The sequence below is a fragment of the Paraburkholderia flagellata genome (genome assembly GCF_021390645.1).
In the GTDB taxonomy this organism is placed as follows: domain Bacteria; phylum Pseudomonadota; class Gammaproteobacteria; order Burkholderiales; family Burkholderiaceae; genus Paraburkholderia; species Paraburkholderia flagellata.
In genome coordinates this window covers 579,571-598,955 of sequence record NZ_JAJEJT010000003.1, presented here as the reverse complement: position 1 = coordinate 598,955, position 19,385 = coordinate 579,571, and the positions used below count along the sequence as shown (strand labels likewise).

The window sequence follows — 19,385 nt, the reverse complement described above, 5'->3', positions numbered from 1 at the left end:
AGCGCGTAGTCAAAAGTATTGTTCCGCTTAATTTATTTCTCACACCAAAGCTCTACTGGCACAGCAATTAAAAGCAGTGCTTCTCTACTCCCTGGCCGCCCCGGCATCGGCAATGCCTCGTGCTCAAAGCGGCGCAGTGCATCAAGACCCAACTGCCAGGTCGTTATCTTCCACAGAAAGTTATCAGACGATTTGCACATACCTGTCCCGGCACAGCAAATAAACAACACTCCGTAACTAATAGCTGTGCCTCAATGAAATGACACGCTACGCTCCCGTTCACGGCCTTGTTGTTCCAGCGTGGAAACTTTCCCAGTTCCTCACCAATTACTGTGGATTGCTAATGAAAAAAATACTTATTTCCAGCGCCACTGGCGCGCTTTTCGCTGCCGCGGCGTCGACGGCATTCGCACAAAGTTCGGTCACGCTGTACGGCATCGTCGACGAAGCCATCCGGTATCAGACGAATGCCGGGCCGGGCGGCAACGACCAGGTCGCCATGACCTCCGGCCCGGAAACCCACAGCCGCTGGGGCTTGAGGGGCAGTGAGGATCTGGGGGACGGCTGGTCCGCGATCTTCCGCCTCGAAAACGGGTTCGAAGCCTTCAATGGGCAACTACATGTCCCCGGCACGCTGTTCAGTCGGCAAGCTTTCGTGGGGCTGTCGAACAAGACGTGGGGCTCGCTGACTTTTGGCAGGCAATATGCGCCGGCCTACGACACCCTGGGCGATATCTTCGACCCGCTGACCGTTGGCAACTATTGGCAAAACAGCTGGATGTATAACGGCATCGGCCCGTACCTCGAAGTCAACAACTCGGTGAAGTACAAGGGTAGCTTCAGTGGCCTGGATATCAATGCCCTTTACGGTTTTGGCAACCAGCCAGGCGCGCCCGGTCTCGGCGCCACCTATGCCGTGGAACTGACTTACACGTACGGCCCGGCCATGCTCAACGCAGGCTTCCAGCAGGTTTCCGTTCCAACGTCTGCGACCGGCTCTTCGGTTGGCACCAGTGTCGGCAGCTCGATCAATGGCGCCAAGAGCAACTTCATGCACGTCAGCGGCGCGTTTCAGGTCACCCACGAAATCCGCCTCCTGGCGGGCTGGCTGCGAGGGCAGGACCAGACTGGTTTGACTGACCTCTATATGCAGCAATCTGGCGCGCCGACACTGAAGGGTGCAGGCAGCCCCAACCGTATCGACGACACCTGGTACGCAGGTGTGAACTGGCACGCCATGCCTTCGCTGCTGTTCACGTTCGCCTACTATTACGGGCAGACGCGCAATGCTGAACTGCTCGACGGAACGCTCGGCAAGGGGGTGAACCAATCGGCTACCGTTCTCGCCGAATACTCGTTCACGAAGCGCACGGAAGTCTACGGGATCACGGACTTCGCGCGCGGCACAGGCGCCTTCTCCGCCGACTACCCGGGCGGGGTCAACGGCGAGGGCGTTCCGACGAACACGATTGGCCGGACCAATCAGGTGGGCGTGGCGGTCGGACTTCGCACGATGTTCTAAAGACGCGTTCATACCCTGCGACGCGGACACCGCCTCGGGTGCCCGGGCAATCGTTGCAACGCCGGTCCGCTGTCGAGCGCGTGGCCGGCGCTCGACCGTCGATGCACAAGCCACGGTGGGCGGCGCTTGTCGGCCGCACACGGTCCGATGGTGAGCCTACGACGGATGCTTGCGTCGACCCGACTCCATCCGGCGGAAATCAACCGTCTGCTGCCATTAGATGCCGCACACGCAAAATGGCGGCTTTCCGAGTGAAATCGGCCGCTCATTCGGACTCCCCCTGAGATTCATGACCCAATAGGTAACGCCGCTCGCAGATATCCGATGTGATGGCGTCGGTTGACGACGCTTAGTATCTCTACTCATCTTGCCTGTCCAGGTACAAGGTGCCCAACGTTCATTTTTGACCTGCATCAAAGGGCTAAGGGCATACGCTTCGGTGTGTCCCAAATGAGAAATTCATTGTCCCAATTGAGAAAGTCAATTCGGATGGAAGGTCCTAACCTTGCTCTCACGCGAATCTAACGCGCGCCCAAAACGAATGGAGACAAGGAGTTCACGCATGGCCTTCAGTGAGGAGCGGCATTCCACGATTCGCAACCTGATCCTGAGAACCCAAGAGGAAAGCGATGCGAATTGAACCATTGACCTGTGCAATCGGCGCCGAACTGATCGGTGTCAATCTTGCCGATGCCGTGGTTGACCACGGCCTGTTCGCCGAGATCAAAGCTGCGCTGCTACGACATAAAGTGCTGTTCCTGCGTGATCAGAGCATCAGCCGCGCCGAACACGTCGCCTTCGCCCGCCGGTTTGGCGAACTCGAGGATCATCCGGTTGCGCCGTCTCACCCGGACGCGCCCGGTCTCGTGCAGATCTACAAGTCGCCCGACCAACCTGCCGACCGTTACGAGAATGCGTGGCACACCGACGCCACCTGGCGAGACGCGCCGCCGATGGGTTGCGTGCTGCGCTGTGTAGAAGGGCCGGCCGTCGGCGCCGACACGATGTGGGCCAACATGGCGCTCGCCTACGAAAAGCTGCCTGAGGAGATCAAGCGCAAGATCGCCGGGCTGCGTGCCCGCCACAGCATCGAAGCCAGCTTTGGTGCAGCGATGCCGATCGAGAAGCGCCTTGCGCTAAAGGCGCAGTATCCGGACGCTGAGCACCCGGTGGTTCGCGAGCACCCCGAGACTGGCGAGCACATCTTGTTCGTGAATGCTTTCACCACGCACTTCACAAACTTCCACACGCCGGTGAACGTGCGCTATGGACAGGACGCCAATCCCGGCGCGGGCGATCTGCTGCGCTATCTGGTGAGCCAGGCGTTCATTCCCGAATACCAGGTGCGCTGGCGCTGGAAGCCCAACAGCATGGCGATCTGGGACAACCGCTCGACCCAGCATTACGCGGTCATGGACTATCCGCCGTGCCACCGCAAGATGGAGCGTGCCGGCATCATCGGTGACCGTCCGTTTGGTCCCGGAGAGCGCCCGGCGTAACTGACGCGGGCTGACCAATTATCCCGAAACCCTAACATCGGCCCGAACACTCGTCGGGCCCATTCAAGGAGACAGTCGTGAACTTCATGGACGATTCGTGGTTCCCCGAGAATCAACAAAAGCTTTGCATCTGCGCCGCGCCCTATGGGCCTGAGTGGCTTCCCTCGGATTTTCCGGAAGACATTCCCGTCAGCATCGAGGACCAGGTGCAGAAGGCCGTAGATTGCTACAACGCCGGCGCAACCGTGCTGCATGTGCATGTTCGCGAGGAAGACGGGAAGGGCTCCAAGCGCCTGTCCAGGTTCAACGAATTGCTTGCGGGGCTGCGCGAGGCGGTGCCCGACATGATTCTGCAAGTTGGCGGCTCGATTTCGTTTGCACCCGAGAACGAAGGCGATGCGGCGAAGTGGCTGAGTGACGATACCCGTCACATGCTGGCGGAACTGCTCCCGAAACCCGATCAGGTGACCATTGCAATCAATAGCAACCAGATGAATGTCTGCGAGAAGATGACGGCGGCTGACGTCGCCGGCACGTCGCTTGGCGAGCCGAAGATGTACGAGGCTTATCGCGAAATGACCATTCCAGCCGGGCCAGCGTGGATGGAGGAGCATCTGCGACGGTTGCAGGCGAAGCGCATCCAGACCGAATTTCAGCTTGGCGACGTCGCCCAGCTCGAGACGGTCGAGCGCATGATGCGTCGCGGTATTTATCGGGGGCCGCTGAAGCTGACCTATGTCATGATCGGCGGCGGCTTCGACGGCGCCAATCCATACACGCTGATGAACTTCATCCGGCATGTGCCGGACGGCGCGATCCTGACACTGGAGTCGTCGATGCGCCACGTGCTGCCGATCAACATGATGGCCATCGCGATGGGCCTGCACGTGCGCTGTGGCATCGAGGACAACATCTGGACGCAGGACCACAAGAGCAAGATGAGCACCGTCAAGCAGGTCGAGCAGCTGGTACGCATTTCCCGCGAATTCGGACGGGAGATTGCCACCGGCAAGGAAGCTCGCCAGATCTGCAAGGTCGATGAGTTCTACGACGGCATCGACGAGACGCTGAGCAAGGTCGGTTTCGCACCGAACCGCAAGCCTGGCCAGCGCGGCTTCACGCTTCACGCCTGACGACATCGCCGACCGGCCTGACGCAGGGCAACGCGTCAGGCCATGTCGGTCTGCTCTAGCGGTTCTTCCGCCACTGGCTGGGGCTGCTGCCAAACGTCCTTGTGAACCAGCTGGAAAAAGCGCTGGGCACCGCAAAACCCAGGAGTGTGGCGACCTCCGATAACGCGAGGTCGCTTTCTGCCACGAGCCGCTCCGCCAATTCCATCCGTGTCGTTTGAAGGAGCCCCCGGAACGATTCGCCTTCGGTCACGAGATGTCGGTGGACCGTCCGGCGATCCACGCCCAGATGCTCGGCGAGTTGCTGCGCACTGCAGCGGCCGCTTGCCAGCATGGCGGCAATAAACTGGCGGGCCGTCGCGCTGGAGCTTGGGCGTTGCTGCGCCAGGGCTTGGTCAAGGTACCGAACAGCGAAGCGGGTGACGTCACGCTTACCACGCGACAGGGGCCGGCCCAGGTCAGCCGCGCGACACACCATGCCGTCGAATTCGGCGTTGAACGTGACGGGGATGCCAAAGAACTTGCGATGGGGCTTGCTGTCTCGCGGCGACCTGTGAGTGAAGCACACCTGCACCGGCTTCCAGGCAGAACCAAGCAGTTCGGCGATGATCCTGTACAGCATCCCCACCGTCAGCTCCAGTGCCTGCCGGCTGCGGGTGGAGGGCGGCAACAGGACGTACGCCCGAATCGCGACGAGATCGCGCTGATGTTCGATGCGCACCATCAATGAAGCGCTGATCAAACACAGATACCGGCAGACGGTGTCGAGCGCGCGCATGGCCGTGATTTCTTCCCTTGCCACGAGTCCAATGGGGCCGAGGTTGGACAAATCGCGCTGCGTCGCCAGCCGCAGCCCGAAGTTCTCGACGCCGCACGCCTCGGCGCTGGTCTCAAGCAACTCACAGGCAGCCTCCAGGCTGACCGGAGCCTCCGGATCGTCGAGGACATGCCTACCTAGCCCCGCACGTCGCAACATGGCGTTGGCGTCGAGGCCAACGCTGCGTGCAAGCTCCGCATAACCAGCCAGGCTTGCGCCGTGGGTGATGGGTAATTGTCTGCTCTTTAGGTCTCCAAACATACCTGAAATTCATTCGAATCTTGTGCGCAAATCCTACCATTGCTCAGCTCGCATCCATCGTCTTGCCGCAATTGAACTTCACACAGGCAAGCGATCCATTGCAATTATGTTGATATATCAACAATAATGTAAGATTGTTGTATGCGCTAGCCTGTCGCCAGCGCTCGTTTAAATCGCGACGTCCGATTCGCTCTACAAGCCGCTCGTGAACGCCCGGTAGGGGTAAGAGGACCCCTGAAAACCTCGCTAAATTCGTGGCGGTCGAGTTTTTCAACAGAATCGATCGGCAACAGCCGTTTGTGGCCAGGATTGCGCTGGTGCCAAGCGCCGTGTGCACATGCGCGGCCGGTCGGGCCGATCAAAACCGGATCGCCAGGCGTGGACGCTGCATTTTTCAAACGAACGCCTCGCCCAACGAACAGGCCCTTGTCAGGCGATGCCAGGATCACCGAAGATCGGTGATCCGCCCATTCATCTTGGGGACGACATGCATGCATTCGCGAATTCCGCCAATCCAGCGGTCCACGATGACGTCTTTGCACTCTGGGATCGGCTGGCCGAGTTCTCCGCAGGCGAAGGCGATGCCGCGCTGACCCATTTGCTAACCACGCTCTGTGCGATGGCCACGGCACAGAATGCGCTTTGGGCCGTAGTTGTGCGATTGCCTTCGCTCGCGTCAAAGGATCCTTTGTTCGGCTGGCGCCCACGCCTGGTTCGGCTCCTGCATCCGGTACCCGCGATGGTCGCTTCCGTGCAGGAGCAGTTCGACACACTCTGGTCCGGCAACGTCGACTCGTCACATGTCGTGGCCATGTCGGGGAACGAGCCGTTCCGCGCCAACCTGCTCTTCGAGGCGATGCCCGCTGAATGGTTTGAAGGTGAGCACTATCGCCGGCACTACCTCGAAGTCGGTCACGGCGACAGCATCCAGGTGCGTTGTTCGCTGAACGACGATGTGCGGATTCATCTCTTCGTGTTTCGCGATGTGCAGGCACCCCGTTTCTCTGCGCCGGATCTCGAGCTTCTGGGCTTCGTGATGCATGGGCTGAGATGGTATTACCGACAGCAACTGCTCAGTCACGGCCTGCTTATCGCCGACGCCCCCCTGACGTCGGCCGAGCGAAGGGTGCTACTGGGGCTCCTCGACGGACTCACGGAAAAGCAGATCGCGCAGAAGTTGGACCAGAGTCCGAACACGACGCATGTCCATATCAAGTCGATCTACACCAAATTCAACGTCGGGAGTCGCTCAACGCTCACCGCGCTGTGGCTCGGCAAGTTGAGATAGCGAACGACAGACGCCGGCGTTGCAGGCAACGATGCCGAGCCGCCGTCCGCGCGATGCAATGCTCTGCCGGTTCACGCCTGCCGCGTGCCGAATTGCTGGACTGGGCAATACGACCGCTCGCCGGGATTTCCCCGGAAGTGCTGGTCTATTTCGATCCTTTCGAGCGCACCGTGCCCGTTCCAACCACGAAGTCCGTGAGTTCATCCCAGATTGCAAACATCGCGTCGCCACGCCCTCCGTCCGAAGTCGGCGGGAGAGGTGCCGGCGGTGCTGTCTGTGCAGGGCTTACGCGATCACCTGTTCAGGTTATGTTCCGGCGTCAGCGCATAACCTACGATGAGTTCCATCGCCGCTAGTGTATTTCAGGGTGACCATAACAACCGCAGAACCAGGGACCAAACCTCGTCGTCGAAGAAGGGGGATCACGTCATGATTTCTGTACTGAAAACGGGCCAACAGGCCGCGAAGCGACATCCCATGTATCTCGCTGGATTCGTTGCAATTGCAGGCGTCGCTGTGGCCAGTCTCTATGGGCTGCAAACGCAGCCGATGGAGTGGGATGCTGCGGGACGGGCTGACGGGAGTTACGAGAAGGCGTGGGCTGTGGTGGCCGCCTCGGGTGACGCCGGGAAGTTTGTCACCTCGAACTATCGGACGTGCATCGAAGCCCGCGACACCGGCTACACGATCACGGATTGGTGGCTCACCATCGTTCACTCGCGCTTGAACACAGCGGCGCAGTGTGATCTTACCCACGTTCGGTGGACACCTTGAAAAGGGCATACTAGCTCTGCGAGGTGTCTCATGGAACGCAAGGAATACAAGCGGTATAGACGGGAATTCAAGCTGGAAGCGGTTCGGCTGGCGGCGCTGGGCGAGAAACCAAAGGCGCAGATTGCTCGCGAGCTTGGAATCCGTGTGAACCAGTTGCGCAACTGGCGGCTCGAGTTCGAAGAAGAGGAGCGCGTCGGCGTGCCGAAACGTGCACCAGTTCAGGAAGAAGACGTCGCGAAGCTCAAGCGTGAGAATGCTCGGCTCCGGGAGGAGAATGAGCTTTTAAAAAAAGCGGCCATCTACTTCGCGCGGGGATCGATGTGAAGCATCAGTTCATTGCTTCGCATGCGCATAGCTACCCAGTGAAGACCATGTGTCAGGCACTGAACGTCTCGGCTAGCGGTTACTATGCCGCCCGCACCCGTGTGCCAAGTCGGCGCAGCGAAAGGCAGGCGCTGCTGACCTCGAAGATCCGGTCCATTCATGTCGCAAGCCGCCACACGTACGGTGCCCCGCGCGTGCATGCCGAACTGCTCGTGCAGGGAGTTGCGTGCAGCCTCAATACGGTAGCCAAACTGATGCGACAGGCACAGATCATGCCGAAAGCCATCAGGCGGTATCGCGTGACCACTGACTCGCGCAACACGAGAAAGGCCTCGCCGGATCTGGTCAAGCGCAAATTCCTGGCTGACCGGCCGGACGCCTGCTGGCTGAGCGACATCACCTACATCGCAACGCGCGAGGGTTGGCTCTATCTGGCCGCGATCCTGGACCTGCACTCGCGTGCTGTGGTGGGCTGGGCCATGAGCAGGACACTCGATTGCCGGCTCGCAATGGATGCTCTCCAGATGGCGATAAGCAAACGCGGATCGGCTCCGGGTATCGTGCATTCCGATCAGGGAACAACGTACTCAGCGGTCGAATATCGTGCCTTGCTCGGCCGGCACGCGATCCGTCAGAGCATGAGCCGCAAGGGAAACTGCTGGGACAACGCGCCAATGGAAAGCTTCTTCCACACGTTGAAAACAGAGCTGGTCATGCATTGTGACTTCAAAACCCGCGATCAGGCACGAGCCAGTCTGTTCGAATATATGGAGGTGTTCTACAACCGCCAGCGGCGTCACTCAACGATCGGTTACGAGGCGCCGCTGCCCTTTGAAATGCTGACGAACGCCAAATTCAAGGTGTCCACGGTTCGTGGGTAAGATCAGTGCGGCCTGAAAACAGTGTCGCTTGCGTCGGTGAAGGGTGACGCGTTTGTCGCCCAGGTGAGGGGCGTGATTAGCAGCCTGCCCACGCAAATCGCCGTGCCTGACGAACCGGCGCGCACGCTCCGATGGTTTGTCATCGACGATCGGCCGACGTGATGCGCTTGGGGCTTTGGCCGCACTACGGTGATGCGCCCGGCAAACATCACGTATTGATGGCTATTTGGTGCGGTCCGCCTCCTCGTCATAACCTGTTCCAAGGGGCACGCTGCCTTGCGAAGGGAAGGTAGCGCTCAACGACGTGCCACGCTTAAGGAGCCGCGACATGAGCGACCCGAGCCGGACCATAACCGTTCTAACCTGCTGCGTGTTCACGGCGATGGCCAGCGCCGGATTTCAGTGCTGTATCGCCGCGACCGGTAACGCCGATTTCGATTCCGGGCTGGATGAGTCCGCCCGGGCGCCCTATGCTTCGGGATACACGCCGTTTCCGCGCTTCGACGCATCGCAGATTTCGTTTGCTACGCAGCCTGCGCTGAATGACTCGATTGCCCTTTGCATTCCAGACCTCTATTGCTCACTCGAAGTTCGATAGCACTGTCGGCTTGGGCGCACTCAACACTCAACGCTAAGACGAGCCCATTCAAGGCAGCTCTTTGCGCAAAGGACGGTGTGCCAATCCGGAATTGAATCAGGTTATGGAATCAAGGCGCCTCAGCGCTCGCACGCCACGTCCTGACGACGTCAGTCGTCACCGCAGCATCGAACATGACGATCGACGAGGCCGCTAGACTGCTTGTCGTCAATCGGACCGCTCCGGATTGGATCGCGGGTATATCAATTGACGCAATCAAGGTGGCACTCATTGTCGCAGTGAGCCCGCATGATTGATTTAGGTCAATGCACGTGCGCAGCCGATCTCTAAATTGAGTCCCAGTACGGCGTTTGCCGGTAACGGAGGAACTCATGCAAGCTTTGGACATCATGACCACGCACGTCGTAAGCGTGCGCCCAGACGCGTCGGTCTTCGAGGCCGCGATACTGCTAACCAGTCATCACGTGAGCGGCATGCCGGTCGTCGACGAAACCGGCGCCATTGTCGGCATTCTCAGCGAGGGCGATCTGCTGCATCGCGTGGAAACAGGAACAGGCAAGCCGCAGCGTAGCTGGCTGGGTGAATTCCTCCACTCGACCCGCAGGCTTGCAAGCGAGTACCTGAAGGAAAATGCCGTGAAGGTGGGCGACATCATGACGAGCAATGTCATTTACGTCACGCCGCAAGCGGAACTGAGCGAGATCGCCGACCTCCTGGAGCGCCACCACATCAAGCGCGTGCCGGTGCTGGAGCAGGGCAAGCTCGTGGGCATCGTGAGCCGCGCGAACCTGATACGCGCATTGGCGAGCGCGGCACAGCCCGATGCGGCGGCGCTCGCGTCTGACGCTGGCATCCAGCGAGACGTGCTTCATGCACTGGAGGGGCGTCGATGGGCGATGGCTGCAGAGAATGTCGTCGTCAAGGAAGGGATCGTCCACCTCTGGGGCACGGTGAACTCGGAAGAGGAGCGCAAGGCGATATTGGTCTCTGCGGAGCGCGTAACCGGCGTCAAGGGGGTCGAAGACCATCTCGGATATCCGGTTGTGTTCACGCCGATGTGAGGGCGTTTTTCCCCGGCGGCTTTCTCCTGCGCCGGGGATCCTGCGCGACCTCATTCGACCGTCGCAATGCGTGTGGCCGGTCAATGAGACATGAGAACCGGCAGCGTCATCGTGGAGAGGATGGTTCGCGTGGCGCCGCCCAGAACCAGCTCCTGGAATCGCGTGTGGCCGTATGCACCCATGACGAGCAGGTCGTATGCGCCGTCGGCGGCATGGTTCAGCAGCGCATCGCCCGTGGATTCGGCCGCGTGCGGGGCAAGCAGGGTGATGTCGATCGACGTGGCACCGTGGCGTGCGAGCATGGCGGCAAGGTCTTCGCACGACGCGTGCGACTGCTCAGGCGTCAAGATCGTCACGTGCACCGCTCGAAGGATGAACGGCAACGCGTCGTGAACCGCGCGGGCGGCTTCGCGGCTTGCGTTCCAGGCAACGAGCACGCGTTTGCCGAACGACTCGAATCGGCCCGTATATGGCACCAGCAGCACCGGCCCCGCCGCCCCAAGGAGAGCGCTCTCCGGGAATCGATCCGCAATATAGGACTCCGGGTCGTCCGGATTGGCTTGTCCGAGAATCACGAGATCCGCTGTCCGGCTGCGCTGCATGATCGCCGAAACGGGATCGCCCTCTGAGACGGCCCAGACGCCATCGATCTGCGCGCGAGAGACTTCTGCGCGGAAGAGCCGTTCAATCGCGCCGCGCTGTTCCATGCGCAGCGTGCGATGCGTGTCGTAGTAGGCGGCTGTTCCACCCATCACGTGGAATTCGCGCGGGTTGGGTTCGAACCTCGCGAACAGTCCCTCCAGATGTGCGCCGAACCCGCGAGCCAGCCTCAGCGCGAGCGAGAGCCGCGCATTGGCGCTAGCACTCGTGTCCATGTGAACCATGATGGTCTTGCAGCTCATTGCGATCTCCAGCGAAAGGTTGAAGTGCGCTTCGACGCTCACCGCGTAATCCGAGTCTAAAGACGAGGGACGCTATAAGTTTGATCTGAATCAGTCTTTTTTCGTGAGCGCATACGGCGCACACGAGTGCCGAAAAAGGAGACATTGAGGTAGATCAATTGGAAAACGCCTCGCCTGTCTAGATTGAAGACGGCGCGTGCCGCATGGCGCGGCGCGCACGGTGTGTGGGGTGACCTCTGCGGGTGGCAGCGCGATCCGGCCGGATGGTTCGTGCGCCGCGACGGCGGAAAGGAGCGAAGGCGATGAGCAAGCTGACACGTTATGACCCGTTTTCCATGGAGCTGGCGCCCGACCTGTTCCAGGGCTTGTTCCGGCCGCTGCGAGGCATGCTCGCAGCCGACGAAGACGAAGTCCCGTCGATGAAAATCGATGTGAGCGAGAGCGGCAATGCCTACACGGTAAAGGCGGAAATGCCGGGCGTGGACAAGAAGGACATCGACGTGAAGATCGACGGCAACGTCGTGTCCATTCACGCAAAGGTCGAGCGCAACACCGAGCAAAAGGAAGGGGAGCGCGTGATTCGCCGGGAGCGTTACAGCGGCGCATTCGGACGCACGTTCTCGTTGGCGAGCGATATCGACGAGAGCGCGGCCAGCGCACAGTACCAGGACGGCGTCCTCTCACTCACGTTGCCGAAAAAGGCAGCCGCCGAGCAAAAGCGGCTGCAGATCGAATGAACGCATGAAGGCAAAACAGGAGGCGGCGCGGAGCCGGTGGTTCTGCGCCATGGACTCGTTAGTGTCATTCGGGCATCGCGGGCAGCGCTCCGAATGAACGGGGAGCAGGCCAATGAAACGTCGTGTCGACGAAGTCGCCGCAGCGCATCATGTCGCGCCGTATGTGCGCATCCTTGTCGTGTTGGATGGTGCGGAGCGCGTGGCTTCGCTGCTCGACTGTATCGCGGGTTGGGTGGCGCCTGGTGCGCAGGTGCACGTCGTTGGCCTTGCGCGTGGTGCCCGAACGGCAGATGCCGACCACCAGGCCGCGCGGCGATTCTGCAACCGGATCACGCTGGCGGCGACGCTGGATGCCGCCTGCGCAGCGCTCGCGTCGCGCGGAATCGAGGCGGATCGCGAACTGCTGGAGCCGCACGCGGGTGATCCGGCATGTACGGAAGCGCTCGCGCTGGCGATTCGACGCTGGGGCGCCGACTTGACCATTTGCACGCCGGGCAATCGCGTCGTGATCGAGGACGGGCTTCACTGTCCTGTGCTCCAGATTCAGGCACCGTACGCGCGCCGGTGCACGGCGCCACCGCTACGCATTTTCGTTGCGAGCGATGGAAGTTCGGCTTCGGCCTGCGCCGTGCGGGAGGCCGCGCGGCTTGCCGAACCGGGCGCGACGGTGCGCGTGGCGTACCTTGCGTGCGACCCTGTGGCCGCCCAGCATCCCGAAGACTTCGACGCGGCGGTCCTGAACGCACGGCACGATGGCGAAACAACCGCTCAAGCCATTGTCGAGGCCGCCACGGAGTGGCGCGCGGACCTGCTGGTTTGTGGCACGCGGGCTGGCCAACCGGGCGGACGCTGGCGCTACGGGAGCGTCGCAGCCGATGTCGCGCAGATGACTGTGCTGCCACTGTTACTCGTGCCGCAGACCTCCGGGCAGTCGAGGCTTGCCTGACGCACATTCGGGTGGTTCGGCGTGCAACTCGCAGGCAGGTCAGGCGCAACGAAGGCGTCTCAATCTCCGCTGTGCCTCGATTGATATGCATCAATTGCTGTGCGCAGACCGGCCTTATCCTGAAATCGATTGTTAGCGGATATTGCGCGTCTTTCGCGCGAAACGGAGATCGAAATCATGGCATTGAAGGGCACCATCGACGCGGGCGCGTGGCGCGTCCAGGCTGAAACCTCGCCCGCTCCGCAAGGCGGCTTCTGCTGTCTGATCAACGTCGCGCATGGCACGCCGGAGCAGCACTTCAACCATGCGTTTGCCCATCATCGCATCTTCGAGAGCGAGGTCGCGGCGGTGCTGGAGGGCCTGCGAGAGGGCGCAGTGTGGGTGGATCTCAAGAGCCGTCACGCGTTTGATGTCTAGTCCCCGCTCACAAGCATTCGCGAGCAGATCCAGCAAAGGCGACACGGAGGGCGCGGCGATGGGACTCGGGATGCAAATCGTTTATCTGGGTTTCGCGGGTTCGTCCGCTCTCGAGGCAGAAGCGGGCGTGCAGTTGCTGCGCCTCGACCGGTTCAGCGGCATGCTGTCGGGCTGTCATCTCGCCATCGAACAGTTGAGCACCGGTTGCAGGAAGGCCGCATACGACGTTCGACTCGACCTCCGGTCGGTTTCGCGCGAATTCAAGCTGATCGCCCATTGCGAGAACGAAGATCCGCTAGCCGCCGTGCGTGCGGCGTTCGATGTCGCCGAACGCGAGTTGTGTTCGGCGGCAATAGTCAATAGGGCCGGAGGCGGTACAGCGCGCTCCGATCATTGATCCACGCGACGCAGGGCGACACCCCTCAGGCTTCGTCGGCAAAGAGACTTTCCTCGGGATCGGCCGCACTCGCGTCGACGCATTGCACGCGCCAATGTCCGACGATCGGCTCAGCACGGTCGCGCGCATGCCAATGCGCGCGACCGTCCTCGCCTTCGAACGGACCATCGCTCGCGGCAAGGTCGAGGCCTTCGATCGCGCAGATGTCATGCGAGTCCTCTCCTGCTATGAGACTCGTTCCGTCTGGTAAGCGGCCGCATCGTCCCCACCTGGGCATCGCCAAACCCGCGTGGCCTTCGCGTGACCATTTGCCTGACGCCGTGTCGATCCAGACAATCGCATAAGCGCATGGGTCAAGGCGGTCGAAACTGTCGAAATGGACCGTAACGCGCATGATTTTCTCCTCGAGGCAAATCGTAAAGCTACTGGCTGAGCACCCACTGAACAAGTGTGTGCGCGTCCTCGGCCGACAGCGGTCCACCGCGATCCTTCGGCAGGGGCATCGCCATATCGCCCCAGTGAGCCTTCCCACCGTGGCGGAGTTTTTGTTCGAGCATCGCGCTCGCGTCCGGTTTGTCGCGGTAGCGCCCGGCGATCTGCTGAAACGATGGCGCGAGGAAAGGCGCGTCGGTGGTGTGGCAAAACATGCAGTGCTGCTGGTTCACGAGCTCCGTGGGTTCGGGAAGCTGTGCATGCGCAGCGCCAGTGTGCAGCGCGGCAGCCAACGCGGCGGCTGCCTGCACGAACATCATGACGGCAGATACCTGGCGCAAAGTTGCCACCGGCGCAGCATAAAACGCGAGGCGGGTGCGTGGCATGGGTTGTCTCCTTGAAGGTGGGGTTGGCGTGCATCGCACGTCAGATGCGTGCGAGTCCCTCGGGGTCGACGATGCGGATTTGCTTGCCGTTCGGCTCGACCAGGCCTTCCCGTTGAAAGCGCGAAAACATCCGGCTCACGGTTTCGAGCTTGATGCCAAGAAAGCAGCCGATTTCCTCGCGGCTCATCTTCAGATGAAATTGCACGCCGGAGTAGCCACGAGCCCGGAAGCGCGCGGCCAGGTCGAGCAGGAACGCGGCGAGACGTTGCTCGGCGGTCATTGTGCCAAGTAGCATCATCAGACTCGATTCGCGCACGATTTCTCCACTCATCAAGTGGTACAGATGGTGCTGCATACGCGGGCTCTCGCGGCACAGCATCTCAAGTTGTCCGAACGGAATGATGCAGACGGTGCTGTCCTCGAGCGCGATGGCTTCGCAGGTGTGCGTGCCGGAACACACGCCGTCGAGTCCGAGCGGTTCACCCGGCATCTGGAAGCCTGTGACTTGTTCGGCGCCTTCGCGGTGCATCACGATCGTCTTGAAGGAGCCAGTACGCACGGCATATAGGCTCTGGAACGGGCTGAGCGCACGGAACAGCGCTTCGCCACGCCGTACGTGGCGCGTGGTGTGGACGATGGTGTCGAGTTGCTGGAGCTCGCTGGAAGTGAGATCGCCCGGCATGCAGACCGCACGCAGCGAACAGGTGGAGCAACGCGTGGCCGGACCGAGCGGTGCCGCGTCGCTCACGGCTGGGTGCAATGACCTCACGGGCCGTGGTTTAGGCGATGCCGTGGTTTGGGGCGTGTCGCAGGCGGGCGCAGCGTACATGATCGTCTCCGGTTCAGCGCGCTGTGCGGGCGCGCTGCTTCACAAGCGCTTTGATGACATCGCATGCAGCGTCGAATTCGGATGTCTTGTCGAAAAAGAAGTCGGCGCCTGCTCGCCGGCACGCTGACCGGAACGCCGCGCCGGCATGGTTGGTCAGCACGACCGTAATGACGCAGGGCTGTTCGCGCGAGAGCAGGGCGAGCAATTCGATCCCGCTGCCGTGAGCCAGCCTCAGGTCAACGACTGCGACGTCGGCACCGCTTGCGGCAATGCCCGTCAGGGCGGTCGCGGTATCCTCCGCCTCGCCAACTACGACGACGTCAGGAATAGCGGTGAAGGCCGCCGAAATTCTACGGCGCACGATCGCCGCATCCTCGACGAGGAAGACCTGCAGGTTCTGGCGCTTCGCGCTGGCTTCCATGCGACCAGTATTGGCGGTGCGATCAAAAAAAAATATCGGCGGCGGTTGAGATTGACGTACGCAGACCGGAAGGGCTGTAGGGCGATTCCTACAACCATGTGACGAACAGCCGCGGCAACGGAGCGCTCAGGGTTCGTCCTGGTCGTCGAGAAGCTTGTGGCGTACCGCGTAGCGGACGAGTGCGGCCTCGTGCGGCATCTGCATTTTTTCAAGAATGCGCACTTTGTAGGTGCTCACGGTCTTGGTGCTCACGCAAAGCGTCTGGGCGATTTCCGTGATCGTCTGCCCGGACGCGATGCGCCGGAAGACCTCGAACTCGCGGTCTGAAAGGCGCTGGTGAGGCAGCGTTTCGGCGGGCTCATTGAGACTTTGGGCGAAGCGCTCGGCCATCGCCATGCTGACGAAGACGCCGCCCGCGGCAATCTTCGTCACGGCATTCACCAGCTCAGCGCTTGCACTTTCCTTGGTGAGATAGCCAGAGGCGCCAGCCTTGAAGGCGCGCACGGCATATTGCTGTTCCGCATGCATGGTCAGCACGAGGATGCGCAAAGCGGGCTTTTCCTCCTTGATCTGCTTGATCAGATCCAGGCCGCTGCGCCCCGGCATCGAAAGGTCAAGCACAAGGACCTGGGCGTCACGCTCGCGCACCAACGCGAGGGTCGTCGCGCCGTCGCAGCCTTCGCCTACGACGTCGAAATCGCGCGCGCTCTCGAGGATGCGGCGCAGCCCCTCGCGCATGAGCGTGTGGTCGTCGGCAAGCATCACCTTGATCATGATGCGTCCTCGTCAGACTGAAGGGCGTCGAGGGCAAACGTGACGGTCATTGCGAAGCCTTCGCCAGGCGCTGTGTCGATTGAAACGGTGCCATTGAACATATGTGCGCGCTCGCGGATGCCAAGCAGGCCGAATGATTTGTCCTGTGGGTCGCGATGCTGTGTGTCGCCGGAATCGCCGAACGCGCCGCGGCCGTCGTCCGCGATGCGCAGGACACAGCATTGCCCGTCTATCGTGAGGGTGAGCGTGACAAGGGTTGCTTCGGCATGCCGGGCGACGTTGGTCAGGGCCTCCTGAACAATGCGAAACAGCGTCGAGGAAGCGGCGCCTGAAAATGCTGCGCCACCTGTGTCGAGGTGCCGCTGGACTGCAATACCGTAGCGGCTCGTGAAATCGTTCGCGAGCCAGTCGATGGCTGGCACGAGGCCCAGATCGTCGAGCATGACAGGCCGCAGGTCGGCCGCGATGCGTCGCACGGCCGCGACGGTTGAGTCGATCAGCTTGCTCATGCCGGTGAGGCGTGCGGCGGTCTCCGCACTGGCGTCATCGCCGATGCCATGCGCGAGTGCGGAAAGATCGAGCTTGAGCGCAGTGAGCTGCTGGCCAAGGTCATCGTGAAGCTCCCGCGCGATGCGCGTCTTTTCGGCCTCGCGCACGTTCTGCAGATTGGCCGACAGTTCGCGCAGTTCTTCGCGCGAACGCGTGAGCGCATTCTCGGCGCGTAGGCGTTCCGTGATGTCGCGCAGCATCACCGTATAGAGCTTGCCCGAATGATCGCGGATCTGCGATATGGACGCCTCGATCGGAAACTCCTCGCCGTTGGCGCGCAGTCCGTAGAGGACGCGCTGCTGGTGGCCCATCTGCCGTTCGGTTACGCCAGTCGCGCCGAAACGGTTCACGTCTTGCGCGTGCGCCGCGCGGAACCGCTCGGGGATGAAGCGTGACAAAGGGGAGCCGATCGCTTCCGCGGCCGTCAAGCCGAACACGAACTCGGCGGCCGGATTGAAGATGACGACCTGCTGCGCTTCGTCGACGGTGATGATCGCTTCCATCGATGAACGGATGATTGCCATCATGCGCGCATCGTTGAGCGCCGGCGCGCTGTCCGCTTTCGAGGGCATTGCATTCGAGCGCATGAGGCGATGAACAACGAGCGCGAATGCAGTGGCGGCCACGGTGCTGGCGATAACGATAGTCGCCGCGCCTGCGGCGAGGCGTACTCGCGGGTTAGTACCCATGGGGACTATCCAGGGCAACTCGCCTGCGCGAAACCGGTGCGTAAGCCATTCACGTATGAAGTATCGACTTCGATGCGGGGATTCCCGGCGGCTGCTGTCGCGCGGGGGCTTGCCGCCATTTTATGAGTGACACAAGATGGTGTCGCGATAAAGTTGGGCGCGCCGAGCGGCGGCGAAGCGCACGCGGCGCGATGGCTGTGCCGCGCCTTGTTCGCTCAGGCTGGCGTTTCCGGTTCACGCGGCGGGCACGCGCGCGCGGTCTCCTCTGCCAGTTCGACCGACTCGCCATATTCGGGCACGCTGCACTCCCAGTGCAGCGTTTCGGCGATACGCCGGCGCAATGCATCAGCTGCGGCGGGCTCGCCATGGGTAACGAACGTGCGCAGAGGCGGGCACGTCATGCCCGCGAGCCAGCGCAGCGTTTCCCGGTAGTCGGCGTGTGCCGAGAGCGAGGAGATCGAGGCAACCTCAGCGCGCACGCGCACGTAGTCGCCATGCAGCTTGATGGTCGGCGCGTGGGCTTCGAGCGCCGCGCCGCGCGTGCCGGGTGCCTGGTAGCCGACCAGTGCGATCGTGTTGCGTGGGTCGGGCGCATAGAGATTCAGGTGGTGCAGCACGCGCCCCCCGGTCGCCATGCCGCTGCCTGCGATGACGATCATCGGTCCGCTGCGCGAAGCGATGGCCTTCGATTCGTCAACGGTTCGCGTCATGAACGCCGCGTGATCGATGGCGTGCAATTGTGAGACTGTCAATCGATGTTCACGCATGTGGCGCCGATAAAGATCGGTCACGCTGATCGCCATCGGGCTGTCGAGATAGACGGGAACGTTGGCCATGCGTCCCGTCTCCTTGAGCCGCGCGATGTAATAGAGGACTTCCTGTGCGCGCCCCACAGCGAAGCAAGGCATCACCACGACGCCGCCGCGCGCGAAGGTGCGTGCGAAGACGTCGGCGAGTTCATCCTCGGGATTGAGCGCGCCGTGGAGCCGGTCGCCATACGTCGATTCAACCACCAGGTAGTCGGCGTGTGCCGGCGGTGATGGCGCGCGCACGATCGGGTCGTCGGGACGACCGAGGTCTCCGGAGAACGCGATGAGCGTGTGTCCGCAGCAGAGCACGACGCTCGCGGCACCGAGGATATGGCCGGCGGGGAGCAGCCGGAAGCTCAATTGCTGCGCCAGCGTGACGGACGTGTCGACTTCGCGCGGCCCGATGAGGCGCAACGCCTGTTCGGCATCTTCCTGCGTGTAGAGCGGCAACGCCGGGTGGTGCTTCGAATAGCCATGGCGATTCGCGAACGCGGCGTCTTCCTCCTGGAGCCGCGCGCTGTCGCGCAGCATGACTTCGCACAGACCCGCCGTCCCCGGTGTGCAGAAGACCGGCCCGCGATAGCCGTTGCGCGTGAGGACCGGCAGGTAGCCGCAGTGATCGAGGTGGGCGTGCGTGAGGATCACGGCGTCGAGCGAGTTGGCGGGAAACGGCAACGGATCCCAGTTGCGCAAGCGGAGGTTCTTTGTGCCCTGGAACAGGCCGCAATCGATCAGCACCCGCTTGCCCGCCGCCTCCAGCAGATAGCGAGAACCGGTGACGGTTTGCGCCGCGCCCAGAAACGTCAACTTCATGTCGGTCTCCTCGTCGCACGCAGGCAATGCGCGCCTGATGCTGATTGGACCGCACTCCGTCGCAGTTCGTTTGACCTGAATCAGAGAGAACGCCATTGCGCCCGATTCGGAAGCTCCGTGAACCCAGAT

At 61.7% G+C, this 19,385-nt stretch carries 21 protein-coding genes and 1 pseudogene; 13 read left to right on the top strand and 9 right to left on the bottom strand.

What is annotated here, in order from left to right; all coding sequences use genetic code 11:
- Positions 1-343 precede the first annotated feature (343 nt).
- From L0U83_RS26355 to L0U83_RS26345, 3 genes are all read left to right on the top strand, one after another.
- Positions 344-1,522 (top strand): porin, encoded by a 1,179-nt coding sequence (locus L0U83_RS26355; protein WP_233887893.1) that lies wholly within the window; start codon positions 344-346, stop codon positions 1,520-1,522.
- A gap of 629 nt (positions 1,523-2,151) precedes the next feature.
- Positions 2,152-3,021: a TauD/TfdA dioxygenase family protein gene (locus L0U83_RS26350; RefSeq protein ID WP_233887099.1), complete on the top strand. Its 870-nt coding sequence runs from the start codon at positions 2,152-2,154 to the stop codon at positions 3,019-3,021.
- A gap of 77 nt (positions 3,022-3,098) precedes the next feature.
- Entirely contained in the window at positions 3,099-4,154 is a 1,056-nt protein-coding gene (locus tag L0U83_RS26345) for a beta-keto acid cleavage family enzyme (protein WP_233887098.1), read from the top strand.
- Positions 4,155-4,209: 55 nt separating this feature from the next.
- Here the strand turns inward: L0U83_RS26345 and L0U83_RS26340 are convergent, their stop codons facing one another.
- On the bottom strand, positions 4,210-5,229 hold the full coding sequence (locus L0U83_RS26340) for an AraC family transcriptional regulator (protein ID WP_233887097.1): 1,020 nt from the start codon (positions 5,227-5,229) through the stop codon (positions 4,210-4,212).
- 487 nt (positions 5,230-5,716) lie between these two features.
- Between L0U83_RS26340 and L0U83_RS26335 the strand changes: the two genes are divergently transcribed.
- From L0U83_RS26335 to L0U83_RS26310, 6 genes are all read left to right on the top strand, one after another.
- The gene (locus L0U83_RS26335) at positions 5,717-6,517 is read left to right on the top strand and encodes a helix-turn-helix transcriptional regulator (RefSeq protein ID WP_233887096.1); all 801 of its coding nucleotides are present in this window, start codon (positions 5,717-5,719) and stop codon (positions 6,515-6,517) included.
- Between the two features lie 336 nt (positions 6,518-6,853).
- On the top strand, positions 6,854-7,291 hold the full coding sequence (locus tag L0U83_RS26330) for a hypothetical protein (protein WP_233887095.1): 438 nt from the start codon (positions 6,854-6,856) through the stop codon (positions 7,289-7,291).
- Positions 7,292-7,321: 30 nt separating this feature from the next.
- Entirely contained in the window at positions 7,322-7,615 is a 294-nt protein-coding gene (locus L0U83_RS26325) for a transposase (protein WP_233887094.1), read from the top strand.
- Positions 7,612-8,496, top strand: coding sequence for an IS3 family transposase (locus L0U83_RS26320; RefSeq protein WP_233887093.1), 885 nt, complete (start codon positions 7,612-7,614; stop codon positions 8,494-8,496). The genes L0U83_RS26325 and L0U83_RS26320 overlap by 4 nt, the downstream gene beginning before the upstream one ends.
- A 328-nt stretch (positions 8,497-8,824) precedes the next feature.
- Positions 8,825-9,094, top strand: coding sequence for a hypothetical protein (locus tag L0U83_RS26315; RefSeq protein ID WP_233887092.1), 270 nt, complete (start codon positions 8,825-8,827; stop codon positions 9,092-9,094).
- Between the two features lie 371 nt (positions 9,095-9,465).
- Positions 9,466-10,155, top strand: a complete 690-nt coding sequence (locus L0U83_RS26310; RefSeq protein WP_233887091.1) for a CBS domain-containing protein — start codon at positions 9,466-9,468, stop codon at positions 10,153-10,155.
- A gap of 80 nt (positions 10,156-10,235) precedes the next feature.
- Here L0U83_RS26310 and L0U83_RS26305 read toward each other — a convergent pair whose 3' ends face one another.
- Positions 10,236-11,057 carry a universal stress protein gene (locus L0U83_RS26305; protein WP_233887090.1) on the bottom strand — a complete coding sequence of 274 codons (822 nt, stop codon included), beginning with the start codon at positions 11,055-11,057 and terminating at the stop codon, positions 10,236-10,238.
- A gap of 302 nt (positions 11,058-11,359) precedes the next feature.
- Here L0U83_RS26305 and L0U83_RS26300 point away from each other — a divergent pair, with 302 nt between their 5' ends.
- The 4 genes from L0U83_RS26300 (at position 11,360) to L0U83_RS26285 (ending at position 13,554) form a co-directional block, all read left to right on the top strand.
- Positions 11,360-11,794, top strand: coding sequence for an Hsp20/alpha crystallin family protein (locus tag L0U83_RS26300; RefSeq protein WP_233887089.1), 435 nt, complete (start codon positions 11,360-11,362; stop codon positions 11,792-11,794).
- 112 nt (positions 11,795-11,906) lie between these two features.
- Complete coding sequence (locus tag L0U83_RS26295; RefSeq protein WP_233887088.1) at positions 11,907-12,740, top strand: universal stress protein; 834 nt, start codon at positions 11,907-11,909, stop codon at positions 12,738-12,740.
- Positions 12,741-12,917: 177 nt separating this feature from the next.
- Positions 12,918-13,157 carry a UDP-glucose 4-epimerase gene (locus tag L0U83_RS26290; RefSeq protein WP_233887087.1) on the top strand — a complete coding sequence of 80 codons (240 nt, stop codon included), beginning with the start codon at positions 12,918-12,920 and terminating at the stop codon, positions 13,155-13,157.
- Between the two features lie 70 nt (positions 13,158-13,227).
- Entirely contained in the window at positions 13,228-13,554 is a 327-nt protein-coding gene (locus tag L0U83_RS26285; protein ID WP_373321115.1) for a hypothetical protein, read from the top strand.
- Between the two features lie 25 nt (positions 13,555-13,579).
- Here L0U83_RS26285 and L0U83_RS26280 read toward each other — a convergent pair whose 3' ends face one another.
- The 7 genes and pseudogenes from L0U83_RS26280 to L0U83_RS26250 form a co-directional block, all read right to left on the bottom strand.
- Positions 13,580-13,948 (bottom strand): DUF3564 family protein, encoded by a 369-nt coding sequence (locus tag L0U83_RS26280; RefSeq protein WP_233887085.1) that lies wholly within the window; start codon positions 13,946-13,948, stop codon positions 13,580-13,582.
- Positions 13,949-13,976: 28 nt separating this feature from the next.
- Entirely contained in the window at positions 13,977-14,306 is a 330-nt protein-coding gene (locus L0U83_RS26275; RefSeq protein WP_373321139.1) for a c-type cytochrome, read from the bottom strand.
- A gap of 106 nt (positions 14,307-14,412) precedes the next feature.
- A complete protein-coding gene (locus tag L0U83_RS26270) occupies positions 14,413-15,201 on the bottom strand; it encodes a helix-turn-helix domain-containing protein (protein ID WP_233887084.1) in 789 nt (262 codons plus the stop codon).
- Positions 15,202-15,214: 13 nt separating this feature from the next.
- Entirely contained in the window at positions 15,215-15,622 is a 408-nt protein-coding gene (locus tag L0U83_RS26265; RefSeq protein WP_233887083.1) for a response regulator, read from the bottom strand.
- Positions 15,623-15,748: 126 nt separating this feature from the next.
- Positions 15,749-16,396, bottom strand: a complete 648-nt coding sequence (locus L0U83_RS26260) for a response regulator (protein WP_233887082.1) — start codon at positions 16,394-16,396, stop codon at positions 15,749-15,751.
- Positions 16,393-17,598: pseudogene (locus L0U83_RS26255) on the bottom strand (PAS domain-containing sensor histidine kinase); the annotation flags it as partial. The gene L0U83_RS26260 and the pseudogene L0U83_RS26255, both read right to left, overlap by 4 nt.
- Before the next feature lie 251 nt (positions 17,599-17,849).
- On the bottom strand, positions 17,850-19,256 hold the full coding sequence (locus tag L0U83_RS26250) for an MBL fold metallo-hydrolase RNA specificity domain-containing protein (protein ID WP_233887081.1): 1,407 nt from the start codon (positions 19,254-19,256) through the stop codon (positions 17,850-17,852).
- Positions 19,257-19,385 lie beyond the last annotated feature (129 nt).

What these genes read in the sequence shown, in the direction of transcription:
- L0U83_RS26355 (WP_233887893.1), top strand. Translation starts at nt 344, where the DNA reads ATGAAAAAAATACTTATTTCCAGCGCCACTGGCGCGCTTTTCGCTGCC.
- L0U83_RS26350 (WP_233887099.1), top strand. Translation starts at nt 2,152, where the DNA reads ATGCGAATTGAACCATTGACCTGTGCAATCGGCGCCGAACTGATCGGT.
- L0U83_RS26340 (WP_233887097.1), bottom strand. Translation starts at nt 5,229, where the DNA reads ATGTTTGGAGACCTAAAGAGCAGACAATTACCCATCACCCACGGCGCA.
- L0U83_RS26335 (WP_233887096.1), top strand. Translation starts at nt 5,717, where the DNA reads ATGCATGCATTCGCGAATTCCGCCAATCCAGCGGTCCACGATGACGTC.
- L0U83_RS26330 (WP_233887095.1), top strand. Translation starts at nt 6,854, where the DNA reads ATGAGTTCCATCGCCGCTAGTGTATTTCAGGGTGACCATAACAACCGC.
- L0U83_RS26325 (WP_233887094.1), top strand. Translation starts at nt 7,322, where the DNA reads ATGGAACGCAAGGAATACAAGCGGTATAGACGGGAATTCAAGCTGGAA.
- L0U83_RS26315 (WP_233887092.1), top strand. Translation starts at nt 8,825, where the DNA reads ATGAGCGACCCGAGCCGGACCATAACCGTTCTAACCTGCTGCGTGTTC.
- L0U83_RS26310 (WP_233887091.1), top strand. Translation starts at nt 9,466, where the DNA reads ATGCAAGCTTTGGACATCATGACCACGCACGTCGTAAGCGTGCGCCCA.
- L0U83_RS26305 (WP_233887090.1), bottom strand. Translation starts at nt 11,057, where the DNA reads ATGAGCTGCAAGACCATCATGGTTCACATGGACACGAGTGCTAGCGCC.
- L0U83_RS26300 (WP_233887089.1), top strand. Translation starts at nt 11,360, where the DNA reads ATGAGCAAGCTGACACGTTATGACCCGTTTTCCATGGAGCTGGCGCCC.
- L0U83_RS26295 (WP_233887088.1), top strand. Translation starts at nt 11,907, where the DNA reads ATGAAACGTCGTGTCGACGAAGTCGCCGCAGCGCATCATGTCGCGCCG.
- L0U83_RS26290 (WP_233887087.1), top strand. Translation starts at nt 12,918, where the DNA reads ATGGCATTGAAGGGCACCATCGACGCGGGCGCGTGGCGCGTCCAGGCT.
- L0U83_RS26285 (WP_373321115.1), top strand. Translation starts at nt 13,228, where the DNA reads ATGCAAATCGTTTATCTGGGTTTCGCGGGTTCGTCCGCTCTCGAGGCA.
- L0U83_RS26280 (WP_233887085.1), bottom strand. Translation starts at nt 13,948, where the DNA reads ATGCGCGTTACGGTCCATTTCGACAGTTTCGACCGCCTTGACCCATGC.
- L0U83_RS26275 (WP_373321139.1), bottom strand. Translation starts at nt 14,306, where the DNA reads ATGATGTTCGTGCAGGCAGCCGCCGCGTTGGCTGCCGCGCTGCACACT.
- L0U83_RS26270 (WP_233887084.1), bottom strand. Translation starts at nt 15,201, where the DNA reads ATGTACGCTGCGCCCGCCTGCGACACGCCCCAAACCACGGCATCGCCT.
- L0U83_RS26265 (WP_233887083.1), bottom strand. Translation starts at nt 15,622, where the DNA reads ATGGAAGCCAGCGCGAAGCGCCAGAACCTGCAGGTCTTCCTCGTCGAG.
- L0U83_RS26260 (WP_233887082.1), bottom strand. Translation starts at nt 16,396, where the DNA reads ATGATCAAGGTGATGCTTGCCGACGACCACACGCTCATGCGCGAGGGG.
- L0U83_RS26250 (WP_233887081.1), bottom strand. Translation starts at nt 19,256, where the DNA reads ATGAAGTTGACGTTTCTGGGCGCGGCGCAAACCGTCACCGGTTCTCGC.